The sequence below is a fragment of the Arthrobacter sp. zg-Y895 genome, assembly GCF_020731025.1.
In the GTDB taxonomy this organism is placed as follows: domain Bacteria; phylum Actinomycetota; class Actinomycetes; order Actinomycetales; family Micrococcaceae; genus Arthrobacter_B.
This window is the reverse complement of the sequence record NZ_JAJFZY010000013.1, coordinates 25,705-40,169: the sequence shown is the minus strand read 5'-3', so window position 1 is coordinate 40,169 and position 14,465 is coordinate 25,705. Positions and strand designations below refer to the sequence as shown.

The following is a 14,465-nucleotide window of genomic DNA, read 5'->3' as shown; positions in this document are numbered from 1 at the left end:
GGGCCGCCTCTTTTCGTTCTGCTGAGGAAGGCTAGTCGCTGAGGATCAGCGTTTCGCTGCCGACCTGCCGGGCCACGCCCGCCTTGATCAGCGGTTCCAGGGCCCGGACCACTGCGGTCATGGACTCATCCACTTCCAGCTGCACCGGGTACTGGTACGCGAGCATCGCTACCAGGGACTCCACTGCGGCCTGCGCCTCGTCGAGGTCCAGGGTGGTGTCGTACCCCACCAGCACATCGGCGGGTTCGTCCGTGCGTTCCTGCGTGTAGCTCACGGCGAAGGCAGCGATCTTCCCGCCGTCCTTCTTCGGCTTGTCCCGCAGGACGACAGCGCCGGAAGCTCCGGTGGCGTCATTCAGCAGCATCTGCTGGGCCTTGCCGAGTGTCATGTCGGCGCGGTCCCAGTCATGCACGGAGTTGTAGAACTGCGTGACTGACTGGGTGAGTTCCACCGAACCGGTGGCTGCTTCGTCCAGCTGGGGTCCGTCGTCGGTGAATACGGGCAGCTTCAGCTTGCCCGGTTCCACCAGCACCACGCAGGACCGCTGGATCGGGGTGAGCCCGGCTGCTTCGGCGAACCCGGCGGCCGGGGTGCCCGGCTCCACCTTCGCGCGCAGCTTGGTCACGCCCGACGGCGCCGACTCGGCTTCCTTGCGCAGCATGCCCAGCAGGGCGGTGCCCAGGCCGGCGCGCCGGTTTTCCCGGGCTACCTCCACGTAGGCCCACAGCCGGTCCGGGTGCAGGCTCGTCTCGTAGACAACGCCGGCTGCTACCGGAATGCCGTCGTCTTCGGCCACGATGCAGCGGCTCCACGGCTCATTGGAGGACGGGCGCAGCACGGCACGGAACTGCCCGGCCTGCGCACTCTCCGGGTCGCCCCAGAGCTGGTTGAGCTTGAGATCGTCGTCTTCACGCCATTCGCGGAACGAAATAGCCATTACGCGCCGATCAGCCGTTCGGCCAGGTAGCCCTCAACCTTGTCCAGGCTCACGCGCTCCTGCGCCATGGTGTCGCGTTCGCGGACGGTCACAGCCTGGTCCTCGAGCGTGTCGAAGTCGACGGTGATGCAGAACGGGGTGCCGATTTCGTCCTGTCGGCGGTACCGGCGGCCAATGGCGCCGGCGTCGTCGAAGTCGATGTTCCAGTTGCGGCGCAGCTGCGCGGCGAGGTCCTTGGCCTTGGGCGAAAGGTCTTCGTTGCGGCTGAGCGGCAGCACGGCAGCCTTGACCGGTGCCAGGCGCGGATCCAGCTTCAGGACGGTGCGCTTGTCGACGCCGCCCTTCGCGTTGGGTGCCTCATCCTCAGTGTAGGAATCCACGAGGAACGCCATGAAGGAACGGGTCAGGCCGGCGGCGGGCTCGATCACGTACGGGGTGAAGCGTTCGTTCGTGGCCTGGTTGAAGTAGCTCAGGTCCGTGCCGGAGTGCTTGGAGTGCGTGCCGAGGTCGAAGTCGGTGCGGTTGGCAATGCCCTCGAGCTCGCCCCACTCGGAGCCCTGGAAACCGAAGCGGTATTCGACGTCGGTGGTGCCCTTGGAGTAGTGGCTGAGCTTCTCCAGCGGGTGCTCGAAGAGGCGCAGGTTCTCCGGGTTGATCCCCAATTCCGTGTACCAGTTGAACCGGTTTTCGATCCAGTACTTGTGCCATTCCTCGTCCGTGCCCGGCTCGACGAAGAACTCCATTTCCATCTGCTCGAACTCGCGGGTGCGGAAAATGAAGTTGCCCGGCGTGATTTCGTTGCGGAAGCTCTTGCCGATCTGGCCGATGCCGAACGGCGGCTTCTTGCGCGAAGTGGTCAGCACGTTGTTGAAGTTCACGAAGATGCCCTGCGCGGTTTCGGGGCGAAGGTAATGCATTCCTTCTTCATTGGCCACGGGGCCGAGGAAGGTCTTGAGCAGGCCGGAGAATTCCTGCGGTTCGGTCCACTGGCCCTTGGTGCCGCAGTTGGCGCAGGCAATGTCGGCCAGGCCGTTTTCGGGCGCGTGGCCCTTCTTTTCCTCGTAGGCCTCTTCGAGGTGGTCGGCCCGGTAGCGCTTGTGGCAGCTCAGGCACTCCACCAGCGGATCCGAGAACACCTCAACGTGGCCGGAAGCTTCCCAGACCTGGCGCGGAAGAATGACGGCGGAATCCAGCCCGACGACGTCGTCGCGGCCGCGGACCATGTGCTGCCACCACTGCTTCTTGATGTTTTCCTTGAGTTCGACACCCAGGGGGCCGTAATCCCAGGCGGACCGGGACCCGCCGTAAATCTCTCCCGACTGGAAGACGAACCCCCGGCGCTTGGCCAGGGAGATGATGGGATCCAGCTTGGATTTGGTCGAAGCCATGGAATGGTACCGCCGTTCTTTTCGTGTCGAGGGGGCCGCTGGGTGCGGTCCTCTTCTGGTGTCCCTTGGGCATCCGTACCACCGCGAAACGGGTGCACGGTTCTGAGCCGCCCGGGCAAAGCTACAACTACCAGCTTAAGGCGGCGACGCCCCGCTTACCTACCGGCCCGCGCGAGCGGCGTTTTCCGGGTTCAGCGCGGGGTGGATCCGATGTTGGTCCGGCCGGTACGACGACGGCGGAACGGGCCGCCGCCGGGCATGTTCCACGGCAGCGTGGCCAGCACGATGGCGAGCAGTGTCAGCAGCGTGCCGAGGACCGTTGCCGCCACTACCACCGAACCCGGCGCGGGGAAGACAATATCCAGGAGCAGCGAGCCGATCAGCTGTCCGCCGATGAGCCCGAGACTGGTCAGCAGGACTCCCAGGCTGCGCACCAGCAGGGCACCTACACCGATGAAGATGCAGCCCAGCGGCCCGCCGAGGTACAGCCACCACTCGCCGGGCAGCGGATTGCCCGGTCCCGAAACCGCCACCTTGATCCCCCACATCGCGGCCAGCAGGACGGTGCCGGAAATGAAGTTCACCAGCGTGGCGGTGATGGGGGTGCCGTAATGCATGCCCGTGGTGCCGTTCATGGCCTGCTGGAAACTCATCAGCATGCCGGCGGTCAGGGGAAGCAGCACCGGCAGGAGCCATTCGGACGGCTCTCCCCCGCCCCCAAGCTTCGGGCTGACGGCCCAGGCCACGGCGGCAATGGTCAGCACCGCGCCCACTACGCGCATCACGGTCAGCGCCTTCTTGCCCGCCGGTCCGATACCGAGCCGGTCCACCACCAGCCCGGTGAGGGTCTGCCCGGCGACGGCGGCGACGGTGAACACTGCCACGCCCAGGACGGCCACCGTCAGGGTCTGGGAGAGCACGAAGTAGCCGCCGATCATGCCGGCCAGCACGTAGTAGCGCGGGAACCGCCGTTCCCGCAGCGAGGGAATCAGCTGTCCGGCGCCGGCCCGGCCGCGGGGCAGGGCCAGGCTGATGCCGATCATGACCACCAGCCCCACCAGGAAGCTGACCAGGGCGGCGGCCAGGCCGTCGTCGAGCCGTTCCCCCAGGGCGCCGTTGACGCGGGCCTGGGACGGGATGGCAACCCCGGCGAGCAGGGACAGGGGCAGACCGATCAGCGGGGACATCCGCACAGCATTTGGCACCCGACTACCCTACAACCGTCAACGGCTCGGACCGGCCAGCGGAAGCAGCGGCGGGAAAGTCGGGCAGAATGGAGGCATGAGTTCCTCCGATGCCCAAGACCTTCCCATCCGCGACGAAATGATCCGCCTGGGCCAGCTGCTCAAGCTCGCCAACCTGGCCGAGGACGGCATCCAGGCCAAACAGCTGATCGAAGACGGAATGGTCAAGGTCAACGGCGACATTGAAGAGCGCCGCGGCCGCCAGCTGCACGCCGGCGACCTCGTCTCCGTCAACGGCGAAACGGTGCGGGTTACCCGCGAGGGCTAGTTCGCCCGGGTGTTGGCGCGCAGCACCGTATGCACCAGGAACTCCTTCACATGGCCCAGCTCCTGCATGTTGATGCCGTGGCCCATGTTCGAATAGAGGATCTTGGTCAGTGCGGTGTGGGCATTGAGCCACGCGTGCGTGTATTCGATCCGCGGCGCGTCGATGACCGGGTCGGCCTGGTCGCGTCCCCAGAAGAACTGCATGCCGCCCGGCTGCAGTTCGTCGTCGTGGAAGAACGGGTTGTCCTGCGAAGGGACCACAAAACCGGAGAGTCCGACGACGGCGGCGAAGTCCTGCGGCCGGTGCCGCATCAGGGTGGTGGCCACGGCCATCCCCATCGAAAAGCCCAAGAGGCTGACGCTGGTGTGATTGTCCCGAACGGTGTCGAGCCATGCGGCGACGTCCGCTACCGAATCAACCACTGCGTCCACTGAGTAATCGGCGTCGCTCATCAGCGGGAACCAGGTGTAGCCCGGCCCGGAGGCCTGCGGTGCCCGGACCGAAGCGATGGTGAAGTCAGAGGGCAGGTAATCGGCCAGCCCCATCAGGTCCTCTTCATTGGCCAGGTAACCGTGGAACAGCACCAGCAGCGGGGTGCCGGCCCGTTCGGCTTCGGGTTTGGACCAGAGGACAACAGGATTCCACGCGGATTTCGTCATGCATTTATTCTGGCATGCCGGTATTTACAACCTACGGTCGCGTAGCCAAGGGTCGGTTTGCAAGTATTGACCGGTGAGTACAAATTCCTTGCCCGAAGCCGTTTCCGCCCCCGATTCCCGGCAGGCGCAGCAGCCGCTGCACCTCTGGTCCCGGTTCGTGGCCATGGGCGATTCCTTCACCGAGGGCATCGGCGATCCCAATCCGGACAGTCCGGGCGGCAACCGCGGCTGGGCGGACCGGGTGGCGGAGGAACTGGCTTCGGGGCAGCCCGACTTTTCCTACGCGAACCTCGCCATCCGGGGACGGCTGCTGAACCAGATCATTGACGAGCAGCTGGAGCCGGCCCTCGCCTTGAAGCCGGACCTGGTCACCATCTGCGCAGGCGGCAACGACGTGATCCGTCCCGGCGGCGATCCGGACCGGCTGGCCGAACGCATGGACGGCGCCGTGGCCCGGCTGCGCGGATCAGGTGCCGGGGTGGTCCTGTTTACCGGCCCTGATCTCGGGAGCACTCCTGTGCTGGGCGGTGTCCGGGGCCGGGCGGCGATCTACAACGAAAACCTGCGGACCGTAGCCAAGCGGCACGGCGCCGTCATTGCCGACATGTGGGCGCTGCGCGAGTTGAATGATCCGCAGATGTGGGCTCCGGACCGCCTGCATTTCTCCCCGCTGGGACACCACACCATTGCCGCGATGGTGCTGGATACCCTGCAGGTGCCGCATTCACTGCAGCCCCTGGAGACCAAACCGCTGCCTGCAAAAAACTGGCGGACGGCGCGCTCCGAGGACATGGTCTGGGCCCGCGAGTTCCTGTTCCCGTGGGTGGTCCGCCGGGTGCGGCACCAGTCCTCGGGTGACGGGATCTCCGCCAAGCGTCCCGAGGCCGGACCGATGTTCGGGCAGCGGATGCCGCAGGGATCAGCTGACTAGACCTGCTTTCAGGAGCCGCCCGCCTGCTGTGCCTGGTCGGTCTTTTCGGCCTGCTCAATGAGGTTCGCCAGGTGGAAGGCCCACCCTTCCCGGTGGGCTGCGGAGAGTTCGGCACCCACTCCGGCGTCGAGCGCTGCAAAGCCGCTCTCGGTCACTGCCACCCCCGTGGCATCTATTTCGTCGGTCAGTTCGAAACTGACCACTGTGTGGGCACCCCATTCGGGTGCGGTCCAGCGGAAGGAAAGCAGCCGGCCGGGGGCGACGGCCAGGACCGTACCGGTGGCTGTGTGCTCCACTCCGTCCTCGCTCCACCGCTCTTTCAGGGGCGCTCCGGGATGCGCAGCGAAGTCCATGTCCGGCCACCAGGCCGCCCGGTTATCAACGAGCACGTGCCAGAGAACCTCCGGGGTGCACTGCGCCCGGCCGGAAAGCGAGATCCGATCTGCCATGGGGAATGTTCTCCCATGAATTGCCGCGGCGGGCAAGGGGTAGGCCCCTGTTGTCCGCCGAACGGGGTTGGTATAACTGCGGATATCCCTGCAGTTCCTCTAAAAAGAGGTGGCCCGCCATGCCCGCTGCACCCGATCGTTTCCCTGCCGGTTCCCCCTGCTGGGCGGATCTGGCCTCCTCCGATCCTGCCCGGGCCCGGGAGTTCTATGCCGGACTGCTCGGCTGGGACGCTGTGGACCTGGGCAGGGAATCCGGACATTACCTCCACTTCCGGCACAACGGGGACGTGGTGGCCGGCATGATGCAGAACTCGCCGGAGAACACGTTCCCGGATTTCTGGACCGTGTACCTTGCCTCCGACGACGCCGGCGCCACAGCCGATTCCGCTGCCGCCGCCGGAGGGCAGGTGATGCTGGACCCGGCGCGTGCCCTGGACCAGGGCACGGTGGCAGTGGTTGGCGACCCCACCGGAGCGGCCATCGGTGTCTGGCAGCCGGATACCCACCGGGGATTCGCGCGGATCGATGAGACCCGGGCACCGGTCTGGTACGAGCTCATGACCAATGACTATCCGGCGGCCCTGGCGTTTTACCGGAACGTGTTCGGCTGGGAAACAGAGGTCCTGTCAGACACCGACGAGTTCCGCTACTCCACGCTGCAAAGCAACGGCCGTCCGGTGGCCGGGGTGATGGATGCCGCCGCTGAACTCCCGGAGGACGTCCCCTCCCACTGGGAGATCTACTTCGGCCATGCGGACATCGACGCCGCGGCCGAGCAGGCGGAGCAGCTGGGCGGATCGGTGTTGAGCGTGCCGGAGGATTCCGACTTCGGCCGGATGGTCCAGCTGGCCGACCCCACCGGAGCAGCGTTTTGGCTGATGGAGGCCCCGGACGCCTAAGCGTCCTACCCGAACACCTCCCGCTTCAAGGCACCGGAAATCTCCCGGACGCTGGTCAGGAAACCGTCATGCCCGATGGGTGCCCGAATGAGATGGACCTGCGTTCCCCGGGGCAGGGCCGCTGCCAGATCCGCCGACTGCTGGGGAAAGTAGAGCCGGTCCGATTCCACCGCGGCAATGAAGAAGTCCGCCGTCGTGCCTGCGAGCGCCGCGCGCAGGCTTCCCCGGCCCCGGGCGACGTCGTGGCTGACCAGGGCTTCGGTGAGCGCCAGATAGCTGTTGGCATCGAACCGGTCGGCCAGTTTCCGGGCCTGGTGGTCCAGGTAGCTCTCCACGGAGTACCGGCCCCTTCCGGCCGCGTAGGCGGCGCCGAAAGGGTCCTCGGACGCCTGGGAACTGCGTCCGAACCGGTATTCCAGTTCCGGTTCGGACCGGTAGGTGATGTGCGCAATCCGGCGGGCCAGGCCGAGGCCGGCCAGCGGAGGCGTGCCGTTGTAATAGTCGCCTCCGTTGAAATCCGGATCCAGCCGGATAGCGGCCAGCTGCGCCTGGGCAAACGCGATCTGCTCGGCCGTGCTGGCTGCGGTGGCTGCGATCACCCCGCAGTGCCGCACCCGGTCCGGTTCGGTCACCGCCCATTCCAGCGCCCGCGCTCCCCCGAGCGAACCGCCCAGCACGGCATGCCACCGTGCAATTCCCAGCCGGTCCGCCAGCCGCGCCTCCGCCCGGACCGAATCCCGGACGGTGACGAACGGAAACCTTGAGCCCCACGGCAATCCGTCCGGGTCAGCCGAGGCAGGTCCCGTGGAGCCGTAGCAACCGCCCAGCATGTTGACCGAGACCACGAAGTACCGGCGAGTGTCCACAGTCCGGCCCGGGCCCACCAGCTCCTCCCACCAGCCCGGTTCGGTGCTGCTCCCGCGGGCTACGTGGGTGCTGCCGGTCAGCGCATGCGGAACCAGCACGGCGTTGCCGGCGTCCGGGTCCAGCTGCCCCCACGTCTCGTAGGCCAGGACGACGTCGGGCAGGTACCCTCCGGTTTCCAGCTCCAGTCCGCCGATGGAGGCGTACTGCAGCACCCCATCCTGATTGGAGGGGTGCTGCAGCGGGGGCACCGTCAGCGGCTCGTGCCGGGGTGCCGGGTGCCGTGACACGGGCGCTATGCTCCCTTGGCGGCCCGGAACCCTGCGTCAAGGTCCGCGAGGATGTCGTCGATGTGCTCGATGCCGACCGAGAGGCGCACCAGTCCGGGGCTGACCCCTGCGGCGAGCTGTGCTTCGGCACCCAGTTGGCTGTGGGTGGTCGACGCCGGGTGGATCACCAGGGAACGGACGTCTCCGACATTGGCCACGTGTGAGTGCAGCTCCAGTCCGTCCACAAAGCGCTTGCCGGCGTCGATGCCGCCCTCGATCTCGAAGGAGACAATGGCGCCGGTGCCGCGCGGCCCGTATTTGCGGCCACGCTCAAACCACGGACTGGACTCGAGGCCCGCGTACGCAACCGACACGACGTCGTCGTGGCCTTCCAGCCAGTTCGCTACGGCGACGGCGTTGGCTACGTGCCGCTCCAGCCGCAGGCTCAGCGTTTCCAGTCCCTGGGCAATCAGGAACGCGTTGAACGGCGACACGGCGGACCCGAGGTCCCGCAGCAGCTGCACCCGCGCCTTCAGGATGAAAGCCAGGTTCGCCCCGAGGGCCCCGTTGACGCCGAGGTCCCGGGCGTAAACGAGCCCGTTGTAGCTTTCGTCCGGGGTATTGAACCCGGGGAACTTCTCCGGATCCGCGGCGAAGTCGAAGTTGCCCGAATCGACGATGACGCCGGCAATGGCCGTCCCGTGCCCGCCGAGGTACTTCGTGGCCGAGTGGACCACTATGTCGGCTCCCCATTCGATCGGACGGATCAGGTACGGCGTCGACAGCGTGTTGTCCACGATCAGCGGCACGCCCGCCTCGTGGGCCACGGCGCTGATGCCCTCCAGGTCCAGGACATCCTGGCGGGGATTGGAGACCACCTCGCCGAAGAAGGCCTTGGTATTGGGCCGGACGGCATCGCGCCAGTGGTCCAGGTTGTCCGGGTCCTGCACGAAGGTGGTTTCGATGCCGAACCGCTTCAGGGTGTGCTTCAGCAGGTTGTAGGTCCCGCCGTAGAGGCTGGGGCTGGCGACCACATGGTCACCGGCCTGCGCCAGGTTCAGCAGCGCGAAGGTTTCGGCCGCCTGCCCGGACGCCAGCAGCAGGGCGCCGACGCCGCCCTCAAGGGAGGCAATCCGGTTTTCCACCGCTTCCTGGGTAGGGTTGCCGATCCGGGTGTAGATCGGTTCCAGTTCGGCCAGGGCAAACCGGTTCGCAGCGGCCTCTGCACTCGGAAAAACGAAGGATGTCGTCTGGTAGATCGGCAGGGCACGAGCGCCGGTGACGGCGTCGGGCTCCTGGCCTACATGGATCTGGCGGGTTTCAAATGACCAGTCTGCACTCATGATGCTCCTTCAAACCAGGGGCCGCACAACGCCGCCGGGGTGCATCCGGGTACGCCGGATGTCCGGTGGGGTCGTGGGACCCGCGCTTGCCGGACGCCCGTTTGGCGTACGGCCAGGTCTTCACCCGGGGCACCCCACCGCGGTTGGAGGGTTGCCGGCCAGCAAGCCGGGGCTATCTGCTGGCACTCATGACCTGCACCTATGGAAACCGATATGCCGCCGTCGCGCAACCTCTGTGACGCACCGTGAAATGCCGGAGCCTTTTGGCTGTAATCCGGTACTGCGTCGGGGAACATTCCGCACTTAGGCTTCCCTTGGTCGAGACGGGTATCACAACGTGTCACAATGGGCCGCATGCGCTTGGACCATGTTTCTTATGCCTGTGAACCTGACGGTCTTTTGGCCACTACCGAGAGGATTGCTGCTGCTCTCGGCGCCGATTTCGTGAAGGGTGGCGTCCACCCCCGATTCGGTACCCGCAATATGATCCTGCCCCTGGCCAACAACCAGTACGTCGAGGTGGTGGAGGTCCTGAACCACCCGGCGTCGGACAAGGCGCCGTTCGGCCAGGCCGTGCGCCAGCGCTCCGAATGCGGCGGCGGCTGGATGGGCTGGTGTGTTGCCGTTGATGACCTCTCGCCCTTCGAGGAACGTCTCGGCCGGCAGTCCGTCCCGGGCAACCGCAAGTTCCCCGACGGGCAGGAGCTGACCTGGCGGCAGATCGGCATCAACGGCTTGATTGCCGATCCGCAGGTGCCCTACCTGCTCCGCTGGGACGACGGCACAGCGGAGCTGCACCCCTCCAACGCCATTCCGGGAATGCCCGGTTCGGTGAAGCTGAAGTCCCTGACCATTGCCGGGTCCGCCGCACGCGTCACCGACTGGCTGGGCCATCCCGTGGAGAAGCCGCTGGAGAACGTGGATGTCACGTGGATTGCCCCGGCCGGCACACCGGGCATCATGTCCGTCACCTTCGACACCGCGAACGGTCCTGTCGAGATCTAGCACTGGGTTTCTGCTGCTTCTGCTGCCGTTTTGGGGTTTTCCTGCCGGTTCGGGAAATCCCTGCGCTGCGCCGTGGCAGGAATTTCCCAAACCGGCAGGCTTTTCCCGAAATGTGCCCGCACGGTGCCCCCCCCTGCGGTATGTCCGGTTCCCTGCGGTCTGTCCCCGCACTGAGTCCGAACCCCTGCGGTCTGTCCCTGCGCTGTGTCCGGATCCCTGCGGTATGTCCGGATTCCTGCACCGCGCGGCGCAGGAATCGTCACAAACCGCAGGGATCGCGACAAACCGCAGGGCATTGCCACGCCGATGGGGCTCCACAAACCGCAGGCATCGCGACAAACCGCGGGGCTTCGCCAGACCGAGGCGCCCGAGGGTTTTCCACAATAGGGGGGCATACCCTCGCGGGTCCGCTGTTACCCATCCATCTTTGAGCCCATGGATCCGGAGCTCATTTTCACAGCCGATGCGGAGGCCCACGGTGCTTACCGCCGTGCCTTAGCCTCGAGCTGCCGGTCCGGTCAGCTGATCCGCGTCCGTCATGGTGCCTACATGAAGGCGGATGAGTGGCAGCATCTTTCTCCCTGGGAACAGCAACGGGTGCGGATCCGGGCGGCCGTGGAACAGGGACACGGTCAGCGCATCCTTATCCAGCAATCTGCTGCCGTCATGTGGGGGCTGCCCGTCATTGGACACTCTGCTGAGGTTCTGCTGTTGGCCGTACCTCCCACTCATGGCCAGCGCCGTGGTGGGCTCCGCTGGGTGGAGCGTCAGCTGTTGGAACCGGTCACCACCTTGGATGAGGTGGCCCTGACGTCCCGGGCGCAGACCGTCCTGGACATGGCTGCCTATCTCCCTTTCGAGCACGCAGTTCCGGCCATGGACCACGTGCTACGGCCGGATACCGTTCGTGGTTTGCCTCCCCTGGCAAAGGACCGCCTGCGGGAAACAGCCGGGAACCTGCCCGGTCAGGTTAAGCAGCTCCGAGCTCAGCGGGTTGTCGACTTCGCCGATCCACATTCCGAATCGGCGGGTGAGTCCTACTCCCGGGCAGTGATTCACCGGCACCGTTTCCTTCCGCCGGAACTCCAGCAACAGTTCAACACGTCCGCGGGCCGCTTCCGGGTCGACTTTTATTGGCGCGAGCAGAGGCTCGTTGGGGAATTCGACGGCGCAGTGAAATACGGTCGGGGCGATGCAGCCCTTGCCCCTTCGTGGGACACGCTGCGTCAGGAGAAACGGCGCGAAGATGCCCTCCGCGCAACGGGGGTCAGTTTTATACGCTGGTCCTGGGACGACATCTCAAGAGAGCCCCAGCACCCTGAGTCCTTGGTACAGCGCTTGCTCCGCGCTGGTCTCCCCCGCTCCCGACGCCACTGATTCCCTCCGGATTGTCCGAATCCCTGCGGTTTGTGGCAATCCCTGCGCCGCGCGGCGCAGGGAATCGGACAATCTGCAGGGATCCGGACAAAACGAGGCAAACCCGCAGCAAGACGGGTCAGCCCCCGGCAGCCCGGCGAAGCCCCGCATTGATCCCCCGCACCAGCTCGGCGTCGAGCTTTACCACCCGGCGGTCATAGGTAAGCAGCCCGTTGACCTCGTCCTCGACGTCGGTGAGCTGGGTGTAGACCGTGGCGGCCAGCCCGCCGGCGACCGCAGGTTCAATCTGCCGCCGGTGCAGCCGCTCGTAGGCGCGGGCCAGGGCACTCCGGGACCGGAACCGCCGGTAACCGAACTCCTTGTTGTTGAAGGTGTGCCCGGGGATCCGCAGGCTGTACCCGCCGTATTCGGACAGCACCACTGCACGGCCGCCGGCCAGCCAGCCCTTCCGCAGCCGAAAGGGCACAAAGTAGACGTGCACGCTTTTGAGGTCTCCCCCGCCCTGGTCATGCCAGCCGCTGGCGTGGTCGATGGTCCGGGTCGGGTCCAGGCTTCGCAGCAGTTCGGCGACGGCATTGGCATCGAACTGGCCCCATCCTTCATTGAACGGCACCCACACCGCGATGGACGGGCTGTTGCCCAGCAGCTCCACCGTGCCGTGCAGTTCGGCCAGGAACTGTTCCCTGCCCTGCTCGTCGGCACGCCCGAAGGCCGCGTAGTCGCCGTCGGCCCGGTGCGCCGCACCCACCGCGGGGGCAGTGACAACGGAGTGTTTATAGGTCGTGCCGCCGTTGACCAGGTCCTGCCAGACGAGGATGCCCAGCCGGTCTGCGTGGTAATACCAGCGCAGGGGCTCGATCTTGATGTGCTTGCGCAGCATGTTGAAGCCCAGGTCCTTCGCCGCACGGATGTCGGAGGCCAGGGCCTCGTCCGACGGCGCGGTGTACAGCCCTTCCGGCCAGTACCCCTGGTCCAGCAGGCCCGCGTGAAAATACGGCCGCCCGTTCAGCAGCAACCGGAGGTGCCCGGCGTCGTCGGGTCCCGTTCCTACGGTCCGCAGCGCCGTATAGCTGCGCACACGGTCCGCTTCCTTCCCGCCGGTGAGCAGCCGCACGGTGACGTCGTAAAGGAACGGGTCCTCCGGGGACCAGAGGTGCGGATCCGGTATCGGGATCCGCGCCGGCGTACCGGGAACGACGACGACGGCCGCCACCGGGTGCCCGCCCGCGGCTAAGGTGACTTCCGCCTGCAGGTCAGTGCTGTCCGGGGCGGACCGGACATCGTCGACCAGCACCGTGGCGGTCACCGAGTCGAGGTCCGGGACAAGGACCAGACGGGTGATGCTCGCCTGCGGCACCGCTTCCAGCCAGACCGTCTGCCAGATCCCGGATTGTGCGGTGTACCAGATCCCGCCGCGGTCCAGGGTCTGCTTGCCGCGGCTGGCGGAACCGGCGTTGCTCAGGTCACGGACCCGGACCACGATTTCGTGCTCAGCCCCGGGTGAACCGCCGTCCGGACCCGCAGCCAGCGCGTCGGTGATGTCCAGGGAGAACGGCAGGTAGCCGCCGTCGTGCCCGCCCACGGAAATGCCGTTGACCGTGACCCGGCAGCTGGAGTCCACGGCGCCGAAGTGCAGCAGTACCCGCTCCCCCGCGAAGCCCTCCGGCAGGGTCACGGTCCGCCGGTACCAGAGCAGCTGCTGCGGCTGGAGGTACCGGTTCACTCCGGAGAGCGGCGCTTCGGGTGAGAACGGCACCAGGATGTGCCCGTCCCAGTCCCCGTCCCGGGGCGGCTGCTCCCGACGGGTGCCTGTGATGGCGTACTGCCAGTAGCCGTTGAGATTGAGGTAGCTGTCGCGGGCCAGCTGGGGTCGGGGGTATTCCGGCAGGACGGATTCGGGGTCCAGGGCTGTACCCCAGGAGGTCATCAGTGTCACGGGGCCATCCTATGTGCCCGAGGAGTCGCAGTGCCCGCTAGTCGGGCGCCCGCTAGTCGCCGATCCCGATGGCCGAACCGAAGAGGGCGAACCCGACAAACCCGGCAATGTCCACCAGCGCGTGCGCGATCACGAGCGGCATCACCCGCCGCGTCCTGGTGTAGACGTAGCCGAAGAGCAGGCCCATCAGGAAGTTCCCGATACCGGGGCCGATGCCCTGGTAGAGGTGGTAGCTGGCCCGGATCAGGGCGCTGGTGAGGATGATCGCCGGCGTCCCCCAGCCCAGTTGCCGCAGCCGCAGGAACAGGTAGCCCACCACAATGACTTCCTCGAGCACGGCGTGCCGAATGGCAGAGAGGATCAGCACCGGCAGTGTCCACCAGTAGGTGTCCAGGGCTGCCGGGACAATGGCGGTGGTGATGCCCAGGGCCCGTCCGGCGGCGTAAACGCCAAGCGTGCCGATACCGATGACCGCTGCCAGAGCCGCCCCCAACGCGAAGTCCCGAAGCGGCCGGGCAAACGTGAACCCGATCCGGCGGAACGCGGACTTCCCCGGTTCGGTCAGCAGGAACAGGACCAGCGCCACGGGCAGCAGGGAGAAGAAGATCCCCAGCAGCTGGTACACCAGGTCGAAGTACGGCCTGTCATCGAGGACGGGATTCAGCGTGGTGGTCTGATCGCCCAAGGGCGCCTCGGTGGCCTTTTCGATGAGTTCGACGACGGCGTAGACCCCGGACCTGCCGAGCGAAAGCCCCAGCACAATCAGGATTTCGAACACCAGCATCCGGCGTGCCCGCGGATCCAGGGATTCGGCGGGGGCGGAGGGGAAGGCAGCGCGCATGGACACCATTGTGCCGGACGCCGCCGGGTGGATCCCGGTGCGGAGCTGCCCGGAT

Annotated in this window: 14 protein-coding genes and 1 riboswitch; of the genes, 5 read left to right on the top strand and 9 right to left on the bottom strand. The window is 66.5% G+C overall.

Annotated features, from left to right (window positions below; translation table 11 throughout):
• Nucleotides 1-31 precede the first annotated feature (31 nt).
• The 3 genes from LJ760_RS16520 to LJ760_RS16510 all read right to left on the bottom strand — a co-directional run bounded on the left by LJ760_RS16520 (nucleotide 32) and on the right by LJ760_RS16510 (nucleotide 3,530).
• Complete coding sequence (locus LJ760_RS16520; protein ID WP_227924418.1) at nucleotides 32-937, bottom strand: GNAT family N-acetyltransferase; 906 nt, start codon at nucleotides 935-937, stop codon at nucleotides 32-34.
• On the bottom strand, nucleotides 937-2,325 hold the full coding sequence (locus LJ760_RS16515; protein WP_227924417.1) for a glycine--tRNA ligase: 1,389 nt from the start codon (nucleotides 2,323-2,325) through the stop codon (nucleotides 937-939). Before LJ760_RS16515 ends, LJ760_RS16520 begins: the two co-directional genes overlap by 1 nt.
• A 191-nt stretch (nucleotides 2,326-2,516) precedes the next feature.
• Nucleotides 2,517-3,530, bottom strand: coding sequence for a DMT family transporter (locus tag LJ760_RS16510; RefSeq protein WP_227924416.1), 1,014 nt, complete (start codon nucleotides 3,528-3,530; stop codon nucleotides 2,517-2,519).
• Between the two features lie 76 nt (nucleotides 3,531-3,606).
• On the opposite strand from LJ760_RS16510, the gene LJ760_RS16505 reads away from it, so the two are divergent.
• Nucleotides 3,607-3,837 (top strand): RNA-binding S4 domain-containing protein, encoded by a 231-nt coding sequence (locus tag LJ760_RS16505; RefSeq protein ID WP_227924415.1) that lies wholly within the window; start codon nucleotides 3,607-3,609, stop codon nucleotides 3,835-3,837.
• On the opposite strand, the gene LJ760_RS16500 is transcribed toward LJ760_RS16505, so the two are convergent.
• Nucleotides 3,834-4,496 carry an alpha/beta hydrolase gene (locus tag LJ760_RS16500; RefSeq protein ID WP_227924414.1) on the bottom strand — a complete coding sequence of 221 codons (663 nt, stop codon included), beginning with the start codon at nucleotides 4,494-4,496 and terminating at the stop codon, nucleotides 3,834-3,836. The two genes, LJ760_RS16505 and LJ760_RS16500, sit on opposite strands and share 4 nt — an antisense overlap.
• 88 nt (nucleotides 4,497-4,584) lie before the next feature.
• Between LJ760_RS16500 and LJ760_RS16495 the strand changes: the two genes are divergently transcribed.
• Entirely contained in the window at nucleotides 4,585-5,427 is an 843-nt protein-coding gene (locus LJ760_RS16495) for an SGNH/GDSL hydrolase family protein (RefSeq protein ID WP_374200076.1), read from the top strand.
• A gap of 8 nt (nucleotides 5,428-5,435) precedes the next feature.
• Here LJ760_RS16495 and LJ760_RS16490 read toward each other — a convergent pair whose 3' ends face one another.
• The gene (locus LJ760_RS16490) at nucleotides 5,436-5,876 is read right to left on the bottom strand and encodes an SRPBCC domain-containing protein (RefSeq protein ID WP_227924413.1); all 441 of its coding nucleotides are present in this window, start codon (nucleotides 5,874-5,876) and stop codon (nucleotides 5,436-5,438) included.
• Nucleotides 5,877-5,995: 119 nt separating this feature from the next.
• Here LJ760_RS16490 and LJ760_RS16485 point away from each other — a divergent pair, with 119 nt between their 5' ends.
• On the top strand, nucleotides 5,996-6,775 hold the full coding sequence (locus tag LJ760_RS16485) for a VOC family protein (protein WP_227924412.1): 780 nt from the start codon (nucleotides 5,996-5,998) through the stop codon (nucleotides 6,773-6,775).
• Nucleotides 6,776-6,780: 5 nt separating this feature from the next.
• Here the strand turns inward: LJ760_RS16485 and metX are convergent, their stop codons facing one another.
• Both metX and LJ760_RS16475 read right to left on the bottom strand, forming a co-directional pair.
• Nucleotides 6,781-7,896 (bottom strand): homoserine O-acetyltransferase MetX, encoded by a 1,116-nt coding sequence (metX, locus tag LJ760_RS16480; protein ID WP_227924464.1) that lies wholly within the window; start codon nucleotides 7,894-7,896, stop codon nucleotides 6,781-6,783.
• A gap of 38 nt (nucleotides 7,897-7,934) precedes the next feature.
• Nucleotides 7,935-9,251: a bifunctional o-acetylhomoserine/o-acetylserine sulfhydrylase gene (locus LJ760_RS16475; RefSeq protein ID WP_227924411.1), complete on the bottom strand. Its 1,317-nt coding sequence runs from the start codon at nucleotides 9,249-9,251 to the stop codon at nucleotides 7,935-7,937.
• Between the two features lie 77 nt (nucleotides 9,252-9,328).
• Nucleotides 9,329-9,445, bottom strand: a riboswitch (SAM riboswitch).
• A gap of 160 nt (nucleotides 9,446-9,605) precedes the next feature.
• Here LJ760_RS16475 and LJ760_RS16470 point away from each other — a divergent pair.
• Together LJ760_RS16470 and LJ760_RS16465 are read left to right on the top strand one after the other, a co-directional pair.
• A complete protein-coding gene (locus LJ760_RS16470) occupies nucleotides 9,606-10,256 on the top strand; it encodes a VOC family protein (protein WP_227924410.1) in 651 nt (216 codons plus the stop codon).
• Nucleotides 10,257-10,805: 549 nt separating this feature from the next.
• A complete protein-coding gene (locus LJ760_RS16465) occupies nucleotides 10,806-11,633 on the top strand; it encodes an endonuclease domain-containing protein (RefSeq protein WP_227924409.1) in 828 nt (275 codons plus the stop codon).
• A gap of 118 nt (nucleotides 11,634-11,751) precedes the next feature.
• Here LJ760_RS16465 and LJ760_RS16460 read toward each other — a convergent pair whose 3' ends face one another.
• Both LJ760_RS16460 and LJ760_RS16455 read right to left on the bottom strand, forming a co-directional pair.
• On the bottom strand, nucleotides 11,752-13,560 hold the full coding sequence (locus tag LJ760_RS16460; RefSeq protein WP_227924463.1) for a glycoside hydrolase family 2 protein: 1,809 nt from the start codon (nucleotides 13,558-13,560) through the stop codon (nucleotides 11,752-11,754).
• A 61-nt stretch (nucleotides 13,561-13,621) separates the two neighbouring features.
• Complete coding sequence (locus tag LJ760_RS16455) at nucleotides 13,622-14,410, bottom strand: CPBP family intramembrane glutamic endopeptidase (protein WP_227924408.1); 789 nt, start codon at nucleotides 14,408-14,410, stop codon at nucleotides 13,622-13,624.
• Nucleotides 14,411-14,465 lie beyond the last annotated feature (55 nt).

Excerpts from the sequence above, each read along its gene's own strand:
- LJ760_RS16520 (WP_227924418.1), bottom strand. The coding sequence starts at position 937 with ATGGCTATTTCGTTCCGCGAATGGCGTGAAGACGACGATCTCAAGCTC.
- LJ760_RS16515 (WP_227924417.1), bottom strand. The coding sequence starts at position 2,325 with ATGGCTTCGACCAAATCCAAGCTGGATCCCATCATCTCCCTGGCCAAG.
- LJ760_RS16505 (WP_227924415.1), top strand. The coding sequence starts at position 3,607 with ATGAGTTCCTCCGATGCCCAAGACCTTCCCATCCGCGACGAAATGATC.
- LJ760_RS16500 (WP_227924414.1), bottom strand. The coding sequence starts at position 4,496 with ATGACGAAATCCGCGTGGAATCCTGTTGTCCTCTGGTCCAAACCCGAA.
- LJ760_RS16490 (WP_227924413.1), bottom strand. The coding sequence starts at position 5,876 with ATGGCAGATCGGATCTCGCTTTCCGGCCGGGCGCAGTGCACCCCGGAG.
- LJ760_RS16485 (WP_227924412.1), top strand. The coding sequence starts at position 5,996 with ATGCCCGCTGCACCCGATCGTTTCCCTGCCGGTTCCCCCTGCTGGGCG.
- LJ760_RS16475 (WP_227924411.1), bottom strand. The coding sequence starts at position 9,251 with ATGAGTGCAGACTGGTCATTTGAAACCCGCCAGATCCATGTAGGCCAG.
- LJ760_RS16470 (WP_227924410.1), top strand. The coding sequence starts at position 9,606 with ATGCGCTTGGACCATGTTTCTTATGCCTGTGAACCTGACGGTCTTTTG.
- LJ760_RS16465 (WP_227924409.1), top strand. The coding sequence starts at position 10,806 with ATGAAGGCGGATGAGTGGCAGCATCTTTCTCCCTGGGAACAGCAACGG.
- LJ760_RS16460 (WP_227924463.1), bottom strand. The coding sequence starts at position 13,560 with ATGACCTCCTGGGGTACAGCCCTGGACCCCGAATCCGTCCTGCCGGAA.
- LJ760_RS16455 (WP_227924408.1), bottom strand. The coding sequence starts at position 14,410 with ATGCGCGCTGCCTTCCCCTCCGCCCCCGCCGAATCCCTGGATCCGCGG.